Below are 21,537 nucleotides of genomic sequence, written 5' to 3'. Positions count from 1 at the left end.
TTTTTATGATTTACTTAACAACAAAAATAGTATTTTCACAAGAAATATAAACTAACTTAAAAAATGAAAAAAATAATGCTACCAGCTTTGTTTTTTAGTCTTATTTTTGGTTCTTGCAAAAAACAAGAAATGAATAAAGATATCAAAGCCCCAGTTGCTGAAAAGCAACCAACTACTTTAGAGAAACACGGAGATATACGTACTGATGATTATTTTTGGATGCGTTTAACTGATGCTCAAAAAAATGCAGAAGTTAAAGACGAGCAAACTCAAAAAGTATACGATTACTTAAATGCAGAGAACGCTTATTATGAAGAAATGACAAAAGAAACTAAAGAGTTTCAAGAAGAGTTATTTCAAGAAATGAAAGGGCGCATAAAAGAAGATGATGAGTCAGTACCATACAAAAAAGATGGGTATTTTTACATAACTCGTTATGAAAAAGGACAGCAATACCCAATTTATAGCCGTAAAAAAGAAACTTTAGAGGCTGAAGAGGAGATCATGTTCAATGTGAATAAGGAAGCAAAAGGATATGATTATTTTCAGCTAGGAGGGTTAAATGTGTCACCAGATAATAAAATGACAGCTTTTGCTACAGACACAGTTAGTCGTCGTCAATATTTTATTAGAATTAAAAACTTAGAAACTGGTAAAATCTATAAAGATATTATTGAGAATACCACCGGAGGTTCTGTATGGGCAAATGATAATAAAACGTTGTTTTATGCTAAAAAAGATCCTGTAACGTTACGTTCTTCAAAGATTTACAAACATACGTTGGGTTCTGATGCATCTTTAGATGAATTAGTGTATGAAGAAAAAGACGATACGTTCGGAGCTTTTGTTACCAAATCAAAATCTAAGGATTATATCATAATAGGTTCGTATAGTACAGTTTCAACAGAATATCATGTATTAGATGCTAATAATCCTGATGGAGAATTACAAATAATTCAACCACGTGAGCGTGATTTAGAATATGAAGTAGCACACTACGGAGATCATTTTTATATTAAAACCAATAAGGACGGAGCAACCAATTTTAAGTTGATGAAAACTCCTATAGATAAGCCTGGGAAAGAAAACTGGGTAGATGTAATTCCACATAGAGAAGATACCTTATTTGAAGATTTTTCAATTTTTAAAGACTACTTAGTTTTAGAAGAAAGAAACGAAGGATTGAATAAAATCCGTATTAAACGATGGGATGGAACTGAAGATTACTACTTACCTTTTGAAGAAGAAACCTATTCAGCAGGAGTATATGGTAATCCTGAGTTTGATACAGAGGTAATCCGTTATTCATATAATTCAATGACAACTCCAAGCTCTGTGATTGATTTCAATATGAAAGACAGATCAAAAGAAGTTAAAAAAGAGCAAGAAGTTTTAGGAGGAAAGTTTGATAAAAATAATTATGTAAGCAAGCGTATTTGGGTACCTGCTCGTGATGGTAAAAAAGTAGCGTTATCAATTGTACACCATAAAGATACCAAGCTTGATAAAAACACACCAATTTTACAATATGCGTACGGTTCTTATGGATATACAATTAATGATGGATTTTCAACAACACGTTTAAGCTTGTTAGATCGTGGATTTGTATATGCTTTAGCGCATATTAGAGGAAGTCAGTATTTAGGACGTGAGTGGTACGAAGATGGTAAAATGTTGAATAAGAAAAATACATTTACCGATTTTATTGATTGTTCTAAATATTTAATAGATAGCGGTTATACATCACCAGAACATTTATATGCTATGGGAGGCTCAGCAGGAGGTTTATTAATGGGGGCGATTGTAAATATGAATCCTGAGTTATATAACGGAATCATAGCTGCGGTGCCTTTTGTTGATGTAATTTCTACCATGCTAGATGATAGTATTCCTTTAACAACAGGTGAGTATGATGAATGGGGTAATCCGAACGATAAAGAATACTATGATTACATTAAGTCGTATTCTCCATACGATCAAGTAGTAGTAAAATCATACCCAAACATGTTAGTAACCACAGGTTTACACGACAGTCAAGTACAGTATTGGGAGCCTGCAAAATGGGTTGCGAAACTACGCGATGTAAAAACAGATAATAACCTATTATTCTTACATACAAATATGGAAGCAGGTCATGGAGGAGCCTCAGGAAGGTTTGATGCTTTAAAAGAAACTGCAGAAGAATATACGTTCTTTTTAATGTTAGAAGGTAAGTTAAAAAAATAATTATATTTTTGCGCTCGATTGAGTGTAAGTGTCATTGTGAAAGCAACGAACAATCTCAACAGATTTTTCGTGTCTGTTTTTCGTAATGACACTTTTTCTTATTTAAAAACTATAATGGAAAGACATCAAGGTATAACCAATTCAATAATAGATTTAGTAGGTCAAACCCCCATGATTCAACTGCATCGAATTACCCAAGACTTACCGGGTACTTACTATGCAAAAGTTGAAGCATTTAACCCAGGGCACTCTGCTAAAGATAGAATTGCATTGCATATCATAGAAACAGCAGAACAAAAAGGAATAGTAAAAGAAGGAGATATTATTGTTGAAACAACTTCTGGTAATACAGGTTTTTCATTAGCAATGATAAGTATTGTAAAAGGATACAAATGTATTTTAGCAGTAAGCGATAAATCTTCCCAAGATAAAATAGACATGCTAAAATCGATGGGAGCAGAGGTGCATGTATGTCCTGCAAATGTTACTCCTGACGATCCTCGTTCGTATTACGAAGTAGCTAAACGATTACACAGAGAAAATCCAGGATCTATTTATATCAATCAGTATTTTAATGAATTAAATATTGAAGCACATTACAAGAGTACAGGGCCAGAAATTTGGGAACAAACCGACGGAAAAGTAACCCACGTAGTTGCAGCAAGTGGAACAGGAGGAACGATTTCTGGAACCGCCCGTTATTTAAAAGAACAAAATCCTGATATTCAAATTTTAGGAGTTGATGCGATGGGCTCAGTGATTAAAAAATATCATGAAACGGGTGAATTTGATTCAAATGAAATCAGCCCCTATAAAATAGAAGGTTTAGGTAAAAACTTAATTCCAACTTCTACTGATTTTGATGTGGTAGATGTGTACGAAAAAGTATCAGATAAAGAGGCAGCTTTAAAAGCCAGAGAATTAGTAAAAGCAGAAGGTATTTTTGCAGGGTATACTTCAGGAGCCGCTTTACAGGCTACACAACAATATGCTGATAATGGTTTTTTTGATGAAAGTAGTGTGGTGGTGGTAATTTTACCAGATCATGGTTCTCGTTATATGAATAAGATTTATTCTAATAAGTGGATGAAAGAGCAGGGGTTTTTGTAGTTTTTTTTTGATTTTAAGTATCTTGATTTAGTAAATACAAATCGAATAGAAACCTATGTAGATTTTCGTAGGTAAGCTTACATAGTTATCAATTGATTTTACACGGGTATTGGAACTGTATATTATTCATATGTAACTTCTTTTCCTTTAGCTATAAAAACAAGAGCGTCAAAGTGATTCAGTAACTTTGTCTTGTTACTTGGTAAATTAAAAATATACATATCATTAAAAACTTTATTTTTTAACTTTATATTTTTTGATATTACTTTTCTTAAGTGAAGAAAATAGTTGTTTTTTAAGGAAGGTAAAAGAGATAAAATATTATTACTTTTTTTTCTAGCTTTTATGATGTCTTTTTTCTTTCTTTCAGGTAGTTTTATTGAACCAAAAGCAATATGATAAGAATTATTTGGATTTAATTCTCTAAATTTAAAACCCATAGTTTGTTTATTCATTAATTTACTATTAGATTTAGACATATGTCCATTAGCAAGCCAGACAATAAACTTCTTATTAGGATTAGTTTTAACTAAAAAGTCAAGGTTTTCAGCCATTTGTTTATCCCTTATTTGAACCCTATTCTTATCTGAGGAATTGTCCTTTACAGTATAAATTTCAATAGCACTTTCAACACTTTTTAAAATTTGATTCCAAAGTTTGTTTGTTTTGATTAATTCATTTACTTGAAGTTTAGAAATGTAATTTTTTAAATATTCAACTTGTTTTTGAGATAATTTTTTTCTACTGTTATATTGATTCTTTATAATTAATTTAATAAGTCTAATAAATTCTGTGTTTAATTCTATTCCTTCTTCTTTAAGAATTTCAAGTAGTTTTTTTGTTAAATTTTGATATGAATATGTTGAGTGTAATTTGTTATCAAACCCCCAAATAGTCACTTTATTCTTTTCAAGGAAATCGAAAAGCTCCTTACATTGATTAGATTTACTCCACATTGAATATAAGTTTCGTTTGTTGTGGTCAAATAATAGAGCAAAAAAATCACTCTCAAAAGCGATGTCTTTATAACCATGTTCAGTCACCAAAAGTTTTACAAATTCAGTTTTAGCAAGAAAATCAGAACCACTATAATGAACAGCTTCACCTAAAAATACTGTTTGTTTTTTACTAATATTATGGTTAATAATAATTTTAACTTCATTAGTTAGTAAGTTATTTATTGAATTTAATTCGTAAATCTCATTTTCGACTTGAGAAAAGATAATTTGATTTACAAAAAACAATATTAATATTAAAAGTATTTTTCTCATTATTGTTACGAACAGTTTTAAAAAAAATGGATATTTTAACAAGAATATTAGTAGATGTATAAATTCTTTAAAAGTAATTTAAGAGCCAGGTTAAGTTACTTATACAACAAATATTGCTCACGTATCTTTTTAAAGTCGTTTAAACCTTGTTGCCAACTTTCTTTAATTTCTTCTTCTAAAAGCCCTTGTTCAATTTGTTGTTGTAGTTTTTTAGTTCCTGCAAGTTTGGTGAAAAAAGCATTGAAAAAGTCTTTTTTTGGAGACTGTTTATACGCTTTTACTAACCAACTAAGGTTTAGGTTAACCAAACGTTCAGAAGCGCTTAAATCTTCGCCAAAACACATTTTTTCTTTATGTTTTGGATGTTTTGCTCCTCCATTGGGTTGTGGCGTAAAACTATAGTCAGATTTTTCTAAAAAAGGTGAACCATAAATTTGAAATTGTTTGTCAGTTCCTCTTCCAGCAGATACATTGGTTCCTTCAAAAAAGCACAAACTAGGGTATAAGTTAATCGAAATATCGTTCGGTAAATTAGGCGATGGTTTTATCGGTAAACTATAGGTTGATTGATGTGTGTAATTTTCTAGTGGAATTACAGTTAAATCACATTGAATACCATTTGTTAACCACTTTTCACCATTAATCATTTTACCGTATTCACCAATTGTCATTCCGTAAACAACAGGTACAGGGTGCATACCCACAAAACTTTTGTGTTCAGGTTCTAAAATTGGTCCGTCAATATAATGTCCGTTCGGATTAGGTCTGTCAAGTAATATTACAGGGATATTTGCCTCGGCACAAGCTTCCATTACATAATGCAGTGTAGAAATATAGGTATAAAAACGTGCACCCACATCTTGAATATCAAAAACTAGCACATCAATTCCGTTTAATTGTTCAGGTGAAGGTTTTTTGTTTTTTCCGTACAAGGAGATGATTGGAATACCTGTTTTTACGTCTTTTCCATCTGCTATGGCTTCACCAGCATCCGCTTTTCCACGAAAACCATGTTCAGGAGCAAAAACTTTTTGTACGTTAATTCCTTCGTAATTATGGAGGTAATCCACTAAATGATGTGTAATTTGCTTAGACCCCATTACATTTGATGCAACTTCCGCTCTTTGTAAAACTTGTAAAGCTGAAGTTTGATTAGCAACTATGGCTATGTTTTTGTTTTTCAAAAGAGGAAGGTATTGATCGGTTCTATCAGTACCCGTTTTAATGGTTTTTGGTTCTTCTTTTTTTATAACTTCTTTAGCGGTAGATTTTTGTTGCTGTTGTGCACAAGAAGAAAATTGAAAACTGAATACTAAAAAAAGTAAAAAAGCGAAATTGAAAGAAAGCTTCATCTATAAAAAATTAAAACATAAAGGTACAGATTTCTATTTTTTAAGAATAATAAAAGTTAAAGAATTAAAACCTAAGTATTCTTCTCTTTCTTTACATAAGAATTAGTTACTTTTGATTTTGTAAAAAATACAACCATTTGAACTTCGAACTATTCATAGCAAAACGAATCATTGCTGGAAAACAGTATAAAAGCAGTATTTCATCACCAATCATTACTATTGCAACCATTGCTATTGCTTTGGGGGTTGCAATTATGTTGATTGCAGTATCAATTACCTCAGGATTTCAGAATAAGGTGCGTGATAAAATGACAGGCTTTAAAGGGCATATTCAAATTGTAAATTATGATAATAACAATTCAGATGTTTCTACAGTTCCGATTGATATAAATCAAGAGTTTTATCCAGAGTTTAAAAATATTGACGGCATAAAAAAAGTACAACCTTTTGCTAATGTGGGGGGAATCATTAGAACTCCAACTGATTTTGAAGGAATTATTTTTAAAGGCGTTTTGGCTGATTATGATTTTACTTTTTTTAATGAGTGTTTAGTTGAAGGTCGTCTACCAGATTTTACTCAGGATAGAAACCGAGAAATTCTAATTTCTGAATCTATAGCAAATCGATTGCATTTTAAGCTCAACGATACAATTCAAACTTGGTTTGGAGCAGAAAATAGTAGTTTAAAGTTCAAATCTAGAAAACCAATTATTGTAGGTATATACAACACAGGTTTTGAACAGTTTGATAAGATTATGTTGTTGGGAGACTTAAGAGAAGTACAAAAAATTAATCGTTGGAAAGATAATGAAGTAGGTGGTTTTGAAGTATTGATTGATGATTATGATAAGCTAAAAGAAAAAGGAGATGAAGTGTATACAAGTATTGGTGCAACTTTAAATAGTATTACCATTGTAAATAATTATCCTGCTATTTTTGAGTGGTTAAAATTACTAGATAATAACGTATGGTTTATCATAGGAATAATGGTGTTAGTTGCAGGAATAAATATGGTAACAGCATTGTTAGTGCTTATTTTAGAACGTGTACAAATGGTCGGAATTTTAAAAGCATTAGGAAGCGTAAATTGGAGTATCCGAAAAATATTTTTATACAATGCTTCTTACTTAATTTTAAAAGGATTGTTCTGGGGAAATCTTATCGGGCTTAGTATACTTTTAATTCAAAAATATACGAAGCTAATAAGTTTAGATCCTGAAACTTATTATGTGTCAACAATGCCTGTAGATATTAATTTATTGGCAATTTTATTGTTGAATTTAGGTACGTTAGCCTTGTGTTTTTTAATGCTAATTGTTCCTTCATATATCATCACAAAAATCCGCCCTTCAAAATCCATTCGATTTGCTTAGTTTTGCATAACATTAATTAGATATGAAGTACGCAAAAAATATATTAGAAACTATTGGTAACACACCTTTAGTTCAATTAAACTCAGTAACAAAAGAAGTAGATGCTTTGGTATTGGCTAAAGTAGAAACGTTTAATCCAGGAAACTCTGTAAAAGACCGTATGGCATTGAAGATGATTGAAGATGCCGAAGCAGATGGACGTTTAAAACCAGGAGGTACTATTATTGAAGGTACTTCAGGAAATACAGGAATGGGATTAGCGTTAGCGGCTATTGTAAAGGGCTACAAGTGTATTTTTGTAATTTCAGATAAACAATCTAAAGAGAAAATGGATATCCTTCGCGCAGTAGGAGCAGAGGTAGTTGTTTGCCCTACAAATGTAGAGCCAGATGATCCTCGTTCGTATTATTCTGTTTCTAAGCGTTTAGGTGAAGAAACACCAAACTCTTGGTATGTAAATCAATATGACAATCCGTCAAATGCACAAGCGCATTATGAGCAAACAGGACCAGAGATTTGGGAACAAACAGATGGTAAAATCACACACTTTGTAGTTGGAGTAGGAACCGGTGGAACAGTTTCGGGGACTGCGAAGTTTTTAAAAGAAAAAAATCCAAATATTAAAATTTGGGGAGTTGATACGTATGGTTCGGTTTTTAAAAAGTATCATGAAACTGGTGTTTTTGATGAGAATGAAATTTATCCATATATTACTGAAGGAATTGGAGAAGATATTTTACCAAAGAATGTTGATTTCTCTTTAATTGATGGATTTACGAAAGTAACCGATAAAGATGCTGCTATTTATACACGTAAAATAGCGAAAGAAGAAGGTATTTTTGTTGGAAACTCAGCAGGATCAGCTATTAAAGGATTATTACAGTTAAAAGACGAGTTTAAACCTGATGATGTAGTGGTAGTATTATTTCATGATCATGGAAGTCGTTATGTAGGAAAAATGTTTAACGATGATTGGATGCGTGATAGAGGTTTCTTAGATGAAGAAATTACTACAGCTGAAGATTTAATTAAAGATCATATAGATAAACCATTAGTAACTGTTCAAACAGAAGAATTAGTGTCGCATGCTATCGAAAGAATGCGTGCATTTAAAATATCACAAATCCCAGTAAGAGATGTAAATGGTTTTGTAGGTTCTGTAGATGAGTCTGCATTATTACATAGTTACTTAGGGGATAAAAACATTGCAGAAAAGCCTATTAAAGATGTAATGGGAAGAGCATATCCTACAGTTAAAAAAACAGCTTCTATTGATGAGGTGTCGAAATTAATTAACAAAGAAAATCAAGCGGTATTAGTAGATTTAGAAAACGGAAAGCATCATATAATTACTAAGTATGATATTATTAGAGCTATTTAAATAGTACTATAATAAATAAAAAAACAGGAAGCCCGCTCAATTTGAGCGGGCTTCTTTGTTAATCAACTAATTCAAATAATTTACACAATGAAAACAATGTTACTTGCTTACGGTATTGTTGTTTCCAATATCTGTGCCAAAATTATAAATAAAAAGCTGTACTTTATTTAATTTTTAATTATTTGACATTTTTTTAACGTTAAAGCGTTAAAAAGTTAATAATTCTTTAATTTAATGTTAGCTAGCGTGTTTATGTGCTTTATATGATGAACGTACTAAAGCACCGCTTTCCACGTACATAAAGCCCATTTCTAACCCTAATGTTTCGTATTTCTTGAACTGGTCAGGTGTTATGAATTCCTTAACAGGTAAGTGTTTTTTACTAGGTTGTAAATATTGACCAATGGTTATAACATCTAATCCAACACCGCGTAAGTCTTCCATGGTTTGTATTACTTCGTCTTCTGTTTCACCTAAACCAAGCATAATTCCAGATTTGGTACGCATTCCGCTATCTTTTAGGTATTTTAAAACACCTAAACTACGATCATATTTCGCTTGAATACGAACTTCACGAGTTAAACGACGCACAGTTTCCATATTGTGAGAAACTACTTCAGGAGCTACTTCAATAATACGGTCTATTAACTTTTCGTTTCCTTGAAAATCTGGAATTAAAGTTTCTAAAGTAGTATTTGGATTAGCTCTACGGATAGCTTGTACCGTTTCTGACCAAATAATAGAACCTCCATCTTTTAAATCATCACGGTCAACCGAAGTAATTACGGCGTGCTTAATATCCATTATTTTTATTGAACGAGCCACTTTTTCAGGTTCATCCCATTCTACAGTATCAGGACGTCCAGTCTTAACACCACAAAATCCACAAGAACGTGTACAGGTATTCCCTAAAATCATAAAGGTAGCTGTACCCTCTCCCCAGCACTCTCCCATGTTAGGACAACTTCCACTGGTACAAATGGTGTTTAGTTTATATTTATCAACAAGCCCTCTTAGTTCTGTGTATTTCTTTCCTACAGGTAATTTTACACGTAACCATTTTGGTTTTTTCGTTCTTTCTGGTGTTGCTACAGTTTCGTTTGCCATTCCATAAAAATTGAACTGCAAATTTACAAAGAAAAGATTTATAAACTAAGTAAAAACCAAATACTAAATCCAAACAAAAAAACAATACCTACAAGACTTAAAATACGTAAACCTATACCTGGTCTGTGTTTTTGGGGTGTATACTTACCAGTGATTAAAATATAGTTTAGGATTGCATAAAAAGGAGCTGTTAGAAAAGATAATACTGTGGCTATTCGTACAAGAAAAATCATATCACTTAAAAAATAGTATAAAATAACTGAGGTCCCAAGCGTTAGCAGTATTAACCAAAACCAATAACCTAATTTTGTTTTTTTAGGGAAAAGTAAAAAAGAAGATTTTTCCATGGCTCTTGGAGAAGCATCTAAAGTTGTAATAGTAGTACTAAACATAGTTGTAAAAGCTGCTACCCCAATAAAAACAGAAGAAAATTCTCCTAAGTTTTTAGTATATAAGTAGATGAGTTGAGAGGCAAAAGTGATTCCTTTACTAGAGAAAGATTCTCCTGATTGATACATAACCAATGCTCCTAACATAACGAAGCATACTCCTAAAAATAAAGCTCCTATATAGCCAAAGTTAAAATCAAAAATAGCTTGTTTGGGTTTTATTTTTTCAAAAGTAACTTTGTCTTTTTCTACCGACCATAAAGAATGCCAAATAGAAATATCTAACGGTGCAGGCATCCATCCTAAAAAAGCAATTAAAAATGTTACTTGAGCAGTTCCGCTAGGTATTATTTGTTGAAAACTAAAACCTTTATTGGTTTTAAATAAAGCAATGTTTACTGCTACTATAGTGCTAATGGTTAAAATAGCAACAATGTACTTCATTAGGTTGTCTAAAAACTTGTATTTTCCTATACCTAAGAGTACAATACTAACGAACATAATTAGTATAGACCAAGTAACTAAATCAAAAGAAAAACCAAAAAGGTTAGAAGCCAAACTAGCTGAAACAATGGTAACAGCTGCTTGAATGGTAAACATGGTAGCGATATTTAAGATAAAGTAGCTTATTAAAACTCCTTTTCCTAATTTTTTATATCCATCTAACAGCGTTTCACCTGTTGCAGCTGCATATCTAGGCCCAAACTGAAAGAATGGGTATTTAATAATATGTACTAAGAGTAATGCCCAAAGTAAGCCAAATCCAAAATCGGCACCAGCTCTGGTTGATTGTACTAAATGAGAAACACCTATGGCAGCTCCAGCAAATAAAATTCCAGGACCCAATAAGTTTAAAAGAGACTTTTTCATTGATTGGAGAGGATTTTAGTTTACTATAAAACCTGTTTAGGTTCTTTTAAGCTGTTATAAAATAATTTTAAAACCATAAAAACCTGAATTTTAAAGGTTTTTGCAATTTATGATTTCTTTATTATTTCAGCTAATAATTTTTTGGCACGAAGTAATTTTACCTTTACATTATTCATGGGCTCTCCAATTTGTTCAGAAATTTCTTTATAACTTAACTCTTGAAAGTAACGGAGATTGATGACTTCTTGATATTTTGGTTTTAATTTTTTTATGTCCTTTAGAAGCTTTGCTAAATTTTGTTCGGTAATAATTTTGTCTTCTGGAGAAGGAGCATTATCAACAACAGCATATACCTCTTTTTCTTGCTCTTCAGTTGTTTGCGTATAGATGGTAGATTTTTTCTTTCGAAGAGAATCTATATATACGTTTTTAGAAATTGTAATTAACCAAGTTTTAAATTGATAACTCTCATCAAAAGTCTCAATTCTATCAAAAGCTTTAGAAAAAGTTTGAATGGTAATATCTTCAGCATCGTTATCATTTTTGGTTTTTTTCAGCTGAAAAGCGTATACAGTTCCCCAAAAAGTGTCTAACAAATAATTAAATGATATTTGATTCCCGTTTTTTGCTTGTTGAATGTGATGAAGAACTTTTTCTTGATTTATTTCCAATGCTTAGGTTTCGAAATTTGACTTGATATAAAGATACTAATTTGCAGCAATACTAAACAAATATCAAGGAATGGTAGCAATAAAACAATATTTTTTATGCAGTTTTGATTTTCTAAGAGGGATATATTGAATAAGATAACAAGTAATCATAAAAGAAAAATACATCACTTGCACAGCCATAACTACTACAAAAGTGTAGAACAGGATAATAAATATCATAAAAAAAGCAAAAGGTTAGTTGAGAAGTGTTATGCTTAATTATGTTCTGGTTCACTACATGTATCGAACTGATCTGGGGTTTTACCACAAAATCCACAAGCTTCACCACTTTCGTTTAACATCGGGTTTTGGCTAGCACAAGTACCAGCAAACTCTCCGTCTTTTTTTGCCCAAATTTTAATGGCAATTCCAGCAAATGCTAACGCTAATAATCCTATGGTAACAAAAATTAATTTCATGATGTATTGTTTTGTAGTGCAAAGATACGAACTTCCTTTTTTTCTATATAAAATAAAAAGAGATTTATAAGATTGTGACTTTTATGTATTTGAGGGTCTTAATTATATAATCAATTAATTTAAAGACATAGATATGAAAAAATATTTTGCTGAGTTTTTCGGGACATTTTGGTTAGTTTTTGGAGGTTGTGGTAGTGCTATTTTTGCAGCAGGTTTTCCAGAGTTAGGAATTGGTTTTGCAGGCGTTGCATTGGCTTTTGGTTTAACAGTGTTAACAATGGCATATGCTGTTGGACATATTTCTGGAGGTCATTTTAATCCTGCCGTTACTATAGGTTTATGGGTAGGAGGAAATCATACAACAAAAGAGGTATTTCCTTACATTATTTCTCAATTAGTTGGTGCTGTTTTAGCAGCTACTTGTTTGTACATAATCGTAACAAATAATAGCGGGTTTGAATCATTAGGTGGTTTTGCCGCGAATGGTTATGGAGAGTTGTCTCCTGGAGGGTATAACTTAACGGCAGCTTTTATAGCGGAGTTTTTATTAACCATGTTTTTCTTGCTAATAATTTTAGGAAGCATTCATAAAAATGCACCTAAAGGTTTTGCTCCAATTGCTATTGGTTTAGGATTAACTTTAATTCATTTAATAAGTATTCCTATTACAAACACTTCTGTGAATCCAGCACGTTCTATAAGTCAAGCATTATTTACTGGTGGAGGTTATTTGTCACAAGTATGGTTGTTTTGGGTTGCACCAATTGCAGGAGCAGTTGTAGGAGGCTTAATTTATAAAACTTTATTAGATAAAGAGTAGTGTAAGTGATATATAAATAAAAACGCCGTTAATTTAATTATTAACGGCGTTTTTTTATTCATTTAACAAGCCTTCATCTTTCAGAATAGTTCTGGTTATAGGGTCTAACTCCTTTAGAGTTTCAGGATGTACGCCTCTAGCTGTAAAAAACTCTCTTTCTCCTTTTGTATTACTTCCATACCAAAAATTCTCCTTACCATCAGTGAAAAACTCCATTCCTTTGCTAAGTGTTACCTTTTTAAAGTGGTCAATATCTATATGGTAAGTTGTATTATCTATTGAATTAAGATAATAACAAGGGGCTTTTGTATAGTGGTCTTTTTCCCAAACGATACAGTTATAATCCATAAAAAGTGCATTTTTGTAAGAGAGGGAGAGAACTAAAAGAAGAACTATTATAGAACTAGTAATAATGTAAATATGTTTTTTGTTTATTGGTTTGCTAGTTTCTTTTGAAAAATTACCATTTCTTGGATTTTTAGACTCAAAATCGAGATAATCATCGAATCCTAAGTACTCAGCTATTAAGTTTTTTAATTGTAGCGTTGGTTCTTTAGAACTATTTATTCTTCCTTCTACATGCTTTTCATAATAATTCTTCATTGTTTTGGATTTAACCATGTAATCCTTGTACTTGTCAAAACGCTTTTGAGTTAATATTTGCTCTTCGAAAAAATCAAAATTTCCAGTCTTGTTTTTCCTATCATTTTCACTTTCACTTTCAAGTTTTATATAAAGAAGTCTAAGTAATTCTTTAAGCATCACTATGTTTTATTGGTTTTTCCAAAGTTAAAAATTATAGAAAAAGTATGGAAAAGGAAACCCGTAAAATTGGAAAAATCTTTTCCAATTCTTTTCTATTTATTTTCTATAGCTTCCTAGAGATCAGCTCTATGTTTGTACCAGAATCAATCGAGAAATTAAAAAGAAAACAAATTGATTGGTTCTAATTAAAAGATGAACTATCGGTAGAATTTCTTAGGGGGGAAGCTACTTAATAATACCGATGTTCATCTCTACTTCCCGCGAAAGAGGCGCGCGACTCTTTTAAAAATTCTACACCCAACATGGTGTAACTGTAGCTAAGCAAAGTGCTTGGACAGGATAAATATTATCAATTTTTAAAAGTAACAAAATGAACAAGGTTTTATTAATTATAACATTTTTAGTAACAAACGGAATCTATACTATAAATACAAGCTCAACCACAGTAGTACCACAAACAGACTCTACAGAGACAAAGACAAGTGATACAGGGGGAGAAAACGATCAGGATCCAGATCCTGAACCAGAAGATTAAATAGAAATATTGCATTAGCATATTTTTTATATTTTAGAAGGATGAAATTGATTAAAGTTTTATCCTTCTTTTTTATTGTTTTATTAAGTATTTCATGTGAAATTAATAAAGAGCAAAAACTTGAAAAAGTTTTGGAAGAAAACAGTTACGAAAAAATAAAAAAAAAGAGCACTCATTATTCAAATCTTAACCAAAACGATAGTGCTATTTATTATATAAATAAATTTTTTGATAGAAATAAGCATTTAGCACAAGATCACCTAGGTAATTTATACTACAGGAAAGGATTTTATTATAAAAAAATGAAAAGAAATGATAGTGCTTATTATTATTATTCAAAATCATTAGAAGAGTATTTAAAAGTAGATGATAGTATAAAAATAGGGGAAAGATTATTTAGTATTGCTAAAATAGAATCTTATAAGGAATTACATTACAAAAGTGACTCCTCATCTGTAGAAGCTTTAAAGTATTTGAAATCACAAAATTCTAATTTATTGCCTTCTATATATAACTGTTTGGGTATTAGTTATAATGAACAAAAAAAATATATTGATTCCAATTACTGGTATGAGAAAGCAATAAAGCTAACACAGGATAGTGTAAAAAAAATAAGATATTTTAACAATATAGCAAATAACTATAGAGCAGTTGGGAAGTATGAGCTTTCATTAGATTATTATGATAAAGCATTTAAAAATACTTATTATGATAGTATTCCTATAAAACTGAGAGCTAAAATTATAGATAATGAAACATACACAAGATTTTTAGCTAGAAAAAAAATAGATGTTAGAAATTTTTTTAAAGCACAAAAGTTAAAAGAAAGTATAAAAGATAGTTTAGGGCTGATAACTAATTATGCTTTTTTATCTGATTATTATACAAAAAAGGATAAAGAAAAAGCCAGAAATTATGCTAATAGAATGTACACTTTATCAAAGGGTATAAAAAGACCAAGTGATATGGTAGAAGCATTAGATAAAATAATTAGTTTAGAGAAGAATAGTGTTAAGACTAGAAAAAAATATTTGGAAAGAATTTATTTAAGTGATAGTATTCAGAAAGCAAAAAATAAATCAAAGAACCAATTCATAGCACATATATATAACTATGAAGAAGAAAAAAAACAAAAACTTGAAGCTAGAGCCGATCTTGCTGAATCAAATCTTAGTTTAGAACAACAAAAATCGCAAAAACAACTCTGGATTTTTGCAGTTATTCTTACCATTCTATCCTCAATAGTCTATTTCTTTTACAAAAGAGAAAAAAATAAAAAAGAAAAAGCTATAGAAGTCTATAAAACAGAAACCCGCTTAGCTAAAAAAATACACGATGAATTGGCAAACGATGTATATGCGGTAATGAATACATTACAAAATACATCAATAACAGATGAAAGATTGCTCACGAGGGTAGAGAAAATATATGCACAAACCAGAGATATTTCTCACGAAAACAGTCCTGTACTCACAGGAGAGCACTTTGAGAATTTCTTAAAACAACTATTTTTAGACTTTACGAACGATCGTTGTAAAGTAATTCATAAAGGATTGCAAGAAGTAAACATAAACCAGTTAGCTAAAGAAAAACAAATAGTAGTGTATAGAGCCTTACAGGAACTCTTGGTAAACATGAAAAAATACAGCAAAGCAACGTTGGTACTTATCACTTTTTCAGTCGAAAAAAACAAACTATCAGTAGCCTATCAAGACAACGGAATTGGTGTAGAAAACCTCTCTGTAAAAAATGGTTTGCAAAATATGGAAATCCGTATTAAATCAGTAGGAGGGTTTATTACTTTTGAATCAAAGCAAGAAAAAGGATTTCAAGCAAAGTTTCAATTTAAAAAGTAGTTATGTTCAAAAAAGTATTGATAGCCGAAGATGCTGATTTTATGTCAAGCGGAATAAAAGTAGCCTTAGAAAACATGCAAATTCCAAATGTTGAATATGCACAATATTGCGACGAGGCTTTTTTAAAGCTAAAAAAAGCATGGTTAGACAATGAACCGTTTGATTTATTGGTAAGTGATTTATCCTTTAAAGACAATATACATCCGCAACGACTAGCATCAGGAGAAGAGCTCATAGCCGAAGCAAAAAAACTACAACCAACCTTAAAAACAGTAGTATTTTCTGTAGAAGACAAACCATATAGAATTCAGCAATTATGTAATGAGTTAGAGGTAAATGCGTATGTATGGAAATCTAACCACGGACAAAGAGAGCTAAAAAAAGCAGTACAAAGTGTATTTAATGGTGAGTTTTTTATCACTCCACAATTAGCACATGCGCTACGTGATAAAGAAGCCTTTGAAATTACAGATTACGACGTGTTTTTATTAGAACATTTAGCAGAAGGCTTAGATCAAAAAGAAATTAGCGAAGCATTAAAAAACAAAGACATAAAACCCAGTAGTGTTAGTTCGGTAGAAAAACGCTTAAAGCTATTAAAAGAAAATTTTAATGCCAATAATCCTACACAGCTTATTGCGATTACCAAAGATTTCGGACTTATTTAAAAATTATGTAAAAAAACAGAATAATCAACGTCATAACGAGGAGTGTTAACGACGTGGTTATCTTATACAAAGGAGTAGCAAATATTCTTAAGATTTAGCTACGCTGAACCTTACAGTTTCTCCCTCTGGTCGAAATGATACAAGCTAATAGCAGGAAGTCATTCCGAACGATAGTGAGGAATCTCAAAAATGTTACTCTTATTCCTTTATGATAATCACTGTCAGTTCGAGTGAATTTTATTGAGTGATAGCGAAGTTAAAATTGTACTTTGGCCACGTTTAGCAGAGTTAATGAAGGCTATTTGAATAGTTCTAAACTCATTTTAACAGCGAAGTAGTCTTTTGTTTAAGGTCAAACACAAAACAGTATAAGTACTTACTAAGTACAAATAAAGTACACGCTCCGTATTTACTTAGTACCAAGATATTTAATAAAAAATATGCTAGTTTTTTAAATAGAAAAATTGTAGGTTTGATACGTTGAAATTGCTAAGTATTACTTCAACAAGAAAAAAATATAACTTAAAAACGATGCTATGAAATATAGAACGATACTGTTGTTTAACAACAGAGAGGTAGAAGTACTAACCTATAACTTTGGTTTTAATAGAAACATAAACGTTTCTGACCAACCCACAAGCTCTGCTAACTTTGCAGGTCTAGAAATAGAAATAGAATCAGGTAGTAATACCGATTTTGAAGAATGGGCTTGTAAAGAAACGGCTATAGACCAACTAGAGTTAAAAATATACTACCCGTATTTAAAAGGAGGCTCTAAAACAATGACTTTCTTTGATTGCTACCTTAAAAAGTTTGAAACTATTTTTTCTAGTACAAACGATCAGCCCATAAAAGACCGATTAATTATTACGTGTGCAGGGGTAAAAACACCCAACGCTTCGCAAGAATATTCTACGTATTGGAGAAAAACACTTTCAGGAGCCCAAAACGAAGTAACTAATAGCGGAGATACTGCTTCAGGAGGAGGTGATACAAACTTTAATGTAACCCCAAAATTATCGTAATATGCCAAGTTTTGTCCCCCTAGGAATAGCTGATTACAGCGGAACTAACGAAAGAGGCTTTGTACAATTTACTTACCAAATAGCCGATAATAACGCCAAAGAACTAACGCTACAAATTAGAGATGGAAGCTCGGTGATTTATGAAGAAAAAATAACTGATGCCAACAAACTAAAACAAGGAGAACACATTTGGAAATGGGATGGATTTGATAGTGGTGGAATTTTAGATACAGCTAAACTAACACAATACGAAAATTTAAACCTGTATACTATTGGCGTAGATAACTCAAATAACTACAGCAGAAAAAAGTTAGATTTTAGTATGCGTTACGATGAGGTTAAATGGGTAGATGTAAAGATTGATAAAAACTCTAAAAGAATAGATGTTACATTACGTGTTAACTTAAAAGATGGAGGAGCAAGAGGGATAGAGTGTTATGAAAAGGATATTGACCCCGACCCAAAACTTAGAGTTCCAATGAAAGTATGTCCGTGGGATAAAATACCAGAAGAAGCGTTATCTTATTATGGTAAGTCTCCTATTAAGAATAGGACAAAGAGCTTTGAAGAACTGAAAAAAATGGCTTTAGAAGGGATTAATAAGTATTGGAGTAGGCACAGTAATAACATAGGGAAAGGTGTAAATGTAAATGGAGAATTTTATGAACTTTACGTGAACTCCATAAATGAGACTAACCCAAGGTTAAGTCTTAATGATGTTCCTTTAATTTATAATACAAATAATCCTTGGTCTCGTTCTGGAAATACAGGAGGTAGTTACGATGATAATAATTTTGATGATGAATTCATGGGGTTATTACCTGATGGTCTTGTACAGAGGATTTCTTTTAATGTAGGATATATTCAGAGAGACTATTGGAAAGACTATGCTGAAAATCATTGGTTTTATAAAATAAGAGGGTGGAGCTTTGTGGAGGAAAATAAGGAAGAAGAAGAGTTTAAATTCACTTCAGCACATGAAATAGGTCATGAAATTTTGCAAGCTTATGGTGGAACCATATATTCATGGCAACATAAAGGAAGTTCTTATTATGTACCTCAAGATACCAAACCAGTAGGAAAAGAATCTTTTAAAGAAAAATATATCAATATAGACTATATGGAAGAATCTAAAGGTGAGAATACCCCTGTATCTGGAAAAGAAATTGATTTAATGAAGTATTATAATGATTATTCTGGTTATAAAAACAGAATAGTAGCTGATGAAAAAGATGTTAAAGGAATTTTGTGGTTAACTAAAATAAAGATAAGATGAGAAAGATTATATATTACATATTAGTAATCAGTTTATCATACAGTTGTGCTCATAAAATAGATTGTGAAATAGTAGGGTATATTCAAACTGAAAAAGAAACCAAATTATCAGAAATAGAAATAGGTCAAATGGCTAAAAATTCTCCGATAAATTATACAGAGCTAAAATTAGATAACGTAATTATTGATGAAAATGGTTTTTTTAGTTATAAGATTAGAAAAGTAAAAAGAAGATCAGATAAAAACTTCCTCTTATACTTCAAAAAAGAAGGATTTAATAAGTTAATAGTACCAGTAAATTTATACGATAATACATCTATTAATTTAGATACTTTATTTATGAAGAGGAATGAATAAAATGAACAAGTTATTTACTATTATCAGTCTATTTTTTTTGATTAGTTGTACTAATCATGTAAATGTGAAGATTAAAGGACATATTACTACAAGTAATGACTATAAAATAAAAAAAATTGAAGTTGGTCAAAAAATAGTACACTCTCCAATGAGTTCCAGTTATTCAAAAATACTAGATTTAAAGTTAACAAAGGATGGTTATTTTGAATTTGAAATTCAAAGAAAGGAAATGAAAGGAGACAGTAATTTTGCTATTATATTTAAAGAGGAAGGATATGAAACGGAATACAAGTTTGTAGATATAAGAAAGGAGAAAGAAATTGATTTAGGTACAGTTCTTCTAAAATTAAAAGAATAACATTAATGTGGTATGAAAATGAGAAGAATAATTTATATATGTATCCTTTTGTTTATAGTATCTTGTTCAAAACATAAATATTATTTATCACCTTTTATTCAAGGAAATATTTATGATGCTAAATCTAAGAAGCCAATAGATAGTGTGAAGCTATCAATAAATTTATTAGAGAAAAGTACTTTAAAAGTAGTTTCACAAAGGGAGACTTTATCTAACAACGATGGTTTTTTCTCATTAAACTCAGATCATATACTGTATACAGGAGATGGAAGAGAAGAATCTTCTCTTTTCGATGGGAGGTACACGAGTTTTTTAATACTTGAAAAAAGAGGATGTAAAAAAGACACTATACAAATAGAAAAACACTGGAAACGAAATGACACAATAGTTAAATTGGATTCAATTTTCCTAAAATCACTTGAAAAGTAAGTATGTTCTATGCATGCCATGTAACTAAAATGAAAAACGTATTATTAATAGCACTATTACTTTTAACAGTTTCTTGCAAACAAGAACTATGTGATTGTTATCACGGTTATGTATTTGATGAAAGCAAAGAGCTAATAAATAACGTACAAATAATAGAAAGCTCATCTTATTCACAACATACCTATTCTAAAAGTGATGGTTATTTTTACCTAAATAGAAAAGCTAACTTTATTAGTGAATTAATTTTTGTTAAAGAGGGCTATATCTCAGATACTATTCCTCCTTATACAGCGAATAGAAGAGGAGATAAATCGTTATTCGTTCATAGAAAAGATACTTTATTTATGAAGAGAAAAGAATAAAATGAAAAAAGTAGTATTCATATTTATAATAGTAACATTAACAAGCTGTTTTGTTAAAAGAGTTAGTAGACCTCCTATTATAGGTTATATATATAACTCTGAAACATTACAAAAAATAGATAGTGTTGATGTGGTAACTTGGGATTCAGCAAAAAAAGATTATTCTATTGAAACCAGTAGCGATGTAAACGGAAGTTTCTTTTTAAGAATAAAAACTTACTACGATAAAATGGCTATAGGAGGTGAAGCTCCTATGGGCTTTTTTAAGTTTCGCTTAATAAAAAAAGGATATGAAAAAAGAAGTATTGAGAGAAGAGGTAGGTATGGTTTTACAAAAGACACTATAAGATTCGACTCAATCTTCCTAAAGCCAATTGAAAAGTAAGTATGTCCTATGCATGCCATGTAACTAAAATGAAAAAGAAGATATTATTAGTTGTATTAATTACATTGTTTACTTCTTGTACTGAAGGTACAAAAGAGTATTTTGAAGGGTATGTCTATAACAAAGAAATTCCCCTCAAAGGTGTAGTAATAACTGAGGGACACTCTGAGCCTAATAAGGTGTTTTCAACAACAGATAGTTTAGGGTGTTTTAAATTAAAGCGATTTTCACAAACTTATGCAGATAAACTAATATTTAGTAAAAAAGGATTTAAAACAGATACCATTTACCTATTAAGAGGTAGAAACTCTCCACCTCTATATACACTATTTTTACGTGAACAATCAGATACTTTATTTATGAAGAGGAAAGAATAAAATGAGAAAACCTCTATTCATATTTTTCATGGCTTTGGTACTATCCTGTAAAGAAAAAAGGAATACTTCCTGTAGAGGACTAAAGTTAGGGGCTACTTTGACTTATTAAATTAAATA

23 protein-coding genes are annotated in these 21,537 nt (G+C 30.9%); 16 read left to right on the top strand and 7 right to left on the bottom strand.

Translation table 11 applies throughout. The annotated features are described in order from the left end of the window. Positions 1-63 precede the first annotated feature (63 nt). Both MK851_RS03240 and MK851_RS03235 read left to right on the top strand, forming a co-directional pair. Positions 64-2,226, top strand: coding sequence for a S9 family peptidase (locus tag MK851_RS03240; protein ID WP_413788379.1), 2,163 nt, complete (start codon positions 64-66; stop codon positions 2,224-2,226). Between the two features lie 114 nt (positions 2,227-2,340). Further along, on the top strand, positions 2,341-3,336 hold the full coding sequence (locus MK851_RS03235) for a cysteine synthase family protein (RefSeq protein ID WP_320241387.1): 996 nt from the start codon (positions 2,341-2,343) through the stop codon (positions 3,334-3,336). A gap of 122 nt (positions 3,337-3,458) precedes the next feature. Here MK851_RS03235 and MK851_RS03230 read toward each other — a convergent pair whose 3' ends face one another. Both MK851_RS03230 and MK851_RS03225 read right to left on the bottom strand, forming a co-directional pair. Further along, positions 3,459-4,607: an erythromycin esterase family protein gene (locus MK851_RS03230; protein WP_320241385.1), complete on the bottom strand. Its 1,149-nt coding sequence runs from the start codon at positions 4,605-4,607 to the stop codon at positions 3,459-3,461. Between the two features lie 95 nt (positions 4,608-4,702). Further along, positions 4,703-5,959, bottom strand: a complete 1,257-nt coding sequence (locus MK851_RS03225; RefSeq protein ID WP_320241383.1) for a DUF1343 domain-containing protein — start codon at positions 5,957-5,959, stop codon at positions 4,703-4,705. 137 nt (positions 5,960-6,096) lie between these two features. Here MK851_RS03225 and MK851_RS03220 point away from each other — a divergent pair, with 137 nt between their 5' ends. Beyond that, positions 6,097-7,332, top strand: a complete 1,236-nt coding sequence (locus MK851_RS03220; RefSeq protein ID WP_320241381.1) for an ABC transporter permease — start codon at positions 6,097-6,099, stop codon at positions 7,330-7,332. 22 nt (positions 7,333-7,354) lie between these two features. After that, the gene (locus tag MK851_RS03215) at positions 7,355-8,713 is read left to right on the top strand and encodes a pyridoxal-phosphate dependent enzyme (protein WP_320241379.1); all 1,359 of its coding nucleotides are present in this window, start codon (positions 7,355-7,357) and stop codon (positions 8,711-8,713) included. A gap of 237 nt (positions 8,714-8,950) precedes the next feature. Here the strand turns inward: MK851_RS03215 and lipA are convergent, their stop codons facing one another. The 4 genes from lipA to MK851_RS03195 form a co-directional block, all read right to left on the bottom strand. After that, on the bottom strand, positions 8,951-9,820 hold the full coding sequence (gene lipA / locus MK851_RS03210; protein ID WP_320241377.1) for a lipoyl synthase: 870 nt from the start codon (positions 9,818-9,820) through the stop codon (positions 8,951-8,953). Between the two features lie 38 nt (positions 9,821-9,858). Next, the gene (locus MK851_RS03205) at positions 9,859-11,079 is read right to left on the bottom strand and encodes an Nramp family divalent metal transporter (protein ID WP_320241375.1); all 1,221 of its coding nucleotides are present in this window, start codon (positions 11,077-11,079) and stop codon (positions 9,859-9,861) included. 107 nt (positions 11,080-11,186) lie between these two features. Beyond that, positions 11,187-11,750 (bottom strand): RNA polymerase sigma factor, encoded by a 564-nt coding sequence (locus MK851_RS03200; RefSeq protein ID WP_115901090.1) that lies wholly within the window; start codon positions 11,748-11,750, stop codon positions 11,187-11,189. 254 nt (positions 11,751-12,004) lie between these two features. Beyond that, a complete protein-coding gene (locus MK851_RS03195) occupies positions 12,005-12,208 on the bottom strand; it encodes a membrane or secreted protein (protein ID WP_115901089.1) in 204 nt (67 codons plus the stop codon). Between the two features lie 133 nt (positions 12,209-12,341). Here MK851_RS03195 and aqpZ point away from each other — a divergent pair, with 133 nt between their 5' ends. Beyond that, positions 12,342-13,028 (top strand): aquaporin Z, encoded by a 687-nt coding sequence (gene aqpZ, locus MK851_RS03190; RefSeq protein WP_320241370.1) that lies wholly within the window; start codon positions 12,342-12,344, stop codon positions 13,026-13,028. A gap of 54 nt (positions 13,029-13,082) precedes the next feature. Here aqpZ and MK851_RS03185 read toward each other — a convergent pair whose 3' ends face one another. Continuing rightward, positions 13,083-13,631, bottom strand: a complete 549-nt coding sequence (locus MK851_RS03185; RefSeq protein ID WP_320241368.1) for a hypothetical protein — start codon at positions 13,629-13,631, stop codon at positions 13,083-13,085. 532 nt (positions 13,632-14,163) lie between these two features. Here MK851_RS03185 and MK851_RS03180 point away from each other — a divergent pair. The 11 genes from MK851_RS03180 to MK851_RS03130 all read left to right on the top strand — a co-directional run bounded on the left by MK851_RS03180 (position 14,164) and on the right by MK851_RS03130 (position 21,420). Beyond that, on the top strand, positions 14,164-14,328 hold the full coding sequence (locus MK851_RS03180; protein WP_320241366.1) for a hypothetical protein: 165 nt from the start codon (positions 14,164-14,166) through the stop codon (positions 14,326-14,328). Between the two features lie 41 nt (positions 14,329-14,369). Next, complete coding sequence (locus MK851_RS03175; RefSeq protein WP_320241363.1) at positions 14,370-16,184, top strand: tetratricopeptide repeat protein; 1,815 nt, start codon at positions 14,370-14,372, stop codon at positions 16,182-16,184. A gap of 2 nt (positions 16,185-16,186) precedes the next feature. After that, positions 16,187-16,852, top strand: a complete 666-nt coding sequence (locus MK851_RS03170; RefSeq protein WP_320241361.1) for a response regulator — start codon at positions 16,187-16,189, stop codon at positions 16,850-16,852. Between the two features lie 536 nt (positions 16,853-17,388). Further along, positions 17,389-17,877, top strand: coding sequence for a type VI secretion system tube protein TssD (gene tssD / locus MK851_RS03165; RefSeq protein ID WP_320241359.1), 489 nt, complete (start codon positions 17,389-17,391; stop codon positions 17,875-17,877). A 1-nt stretch (position 17,878) separates the two neighbouring features. Next, entirely contained in the window at positions 17,879-19,153 is a 1,275-nt protein-coding gene (locus tag MK851_RS03160; protein WP_320241357.1) for a hypothetical protein, read from the top strand. After that, the gene (locus tag MK851_RS03155; protein ID WP_320241355.1) at positions 19,150-19,509 is read left to right on the top strand and encodes a hypothetical protein; all 360 of its coding nucleotides are present in this window, start codon (positions 19,150-19,152) and stop codon (positions 19,507-19,509) included. The genes MK851_RS03160 and MK851_RS03155 overlap by 4 nt, the downstream gene beginning before the upstream one ends. A 64-nt stretch (positions 19,510-19,573) precedes the next feature. After that, the gene (locus MK851_RS03150) at positions 19,574-19,867 is read left to right on the top strand and encodes a hypothetical protein (protein WP_320241353.1); all 294 of its coding nucleotides are present in this window, start codon (positions 19,574-19,576) and stop codon (positions 19,865-19,867) included. 18 nt (positions 19,868-19,885) lie between these two features. Next, entirely contained in the window at positions 19,886-20,296 is a 411-nt protein-coding gene (locus MK851_RS03145) for a hypothetical protein (RefSeq protein ID WP_320241351.1), read from the top strand. A gap of 29 nt (positions 20,297-20,325) precedes the next feature. Continuing rightward, entirely contained in the window at positions 20,326-20,658 is a 333-nt protein-coding gene (locus MK851_RS03140) for a hypothetical protein (protein ID WP_320241349.1), read from the top strand. A 1-nt stretch (position 20,659) separates the two neighbouring features. Continuing rightward, positions 20,660-21,043 carry a hypothetical protein gene (locus tag MK851_RS03135; protein WP_303507258.1) on the top strand — a complete coding sequence of 128 codons (384 nt, stop codon included), beginning with the start codon at positions 20,660-20,662 and terminating at the stop codon, positions 21,041-21,043. 29 nt (positions 21,044-21,072) lie between these two features. Beyond that, the gene (locus MK851_RS03130; RefSeq protein ID WP_320241346.1) at positions 21,073-21,420 is read left to right on the top strand and encodes a hypothetical protein; all 348 of its coding nucleotides are present in this window, start codon (positions 21,073-21,075) and stop codon (positions 21,418-21,420) included. The last annotated feature ends 117 nt before the right edge of the window (positions 21,421-21,537 follow it).

Origin of the sequence: Tenacibaculum sp. 1B UA (assembly GCF_033978845.1) — a bacterium.
Lineage (GTDB): Bacteria > Bacteroidota > Bacteroidia > Flavobacteriales > Flavobacteriaceae > Polaribacter.
This window is presented reverse-complemented; position numbering and strand designations above follow the sequence as displayed.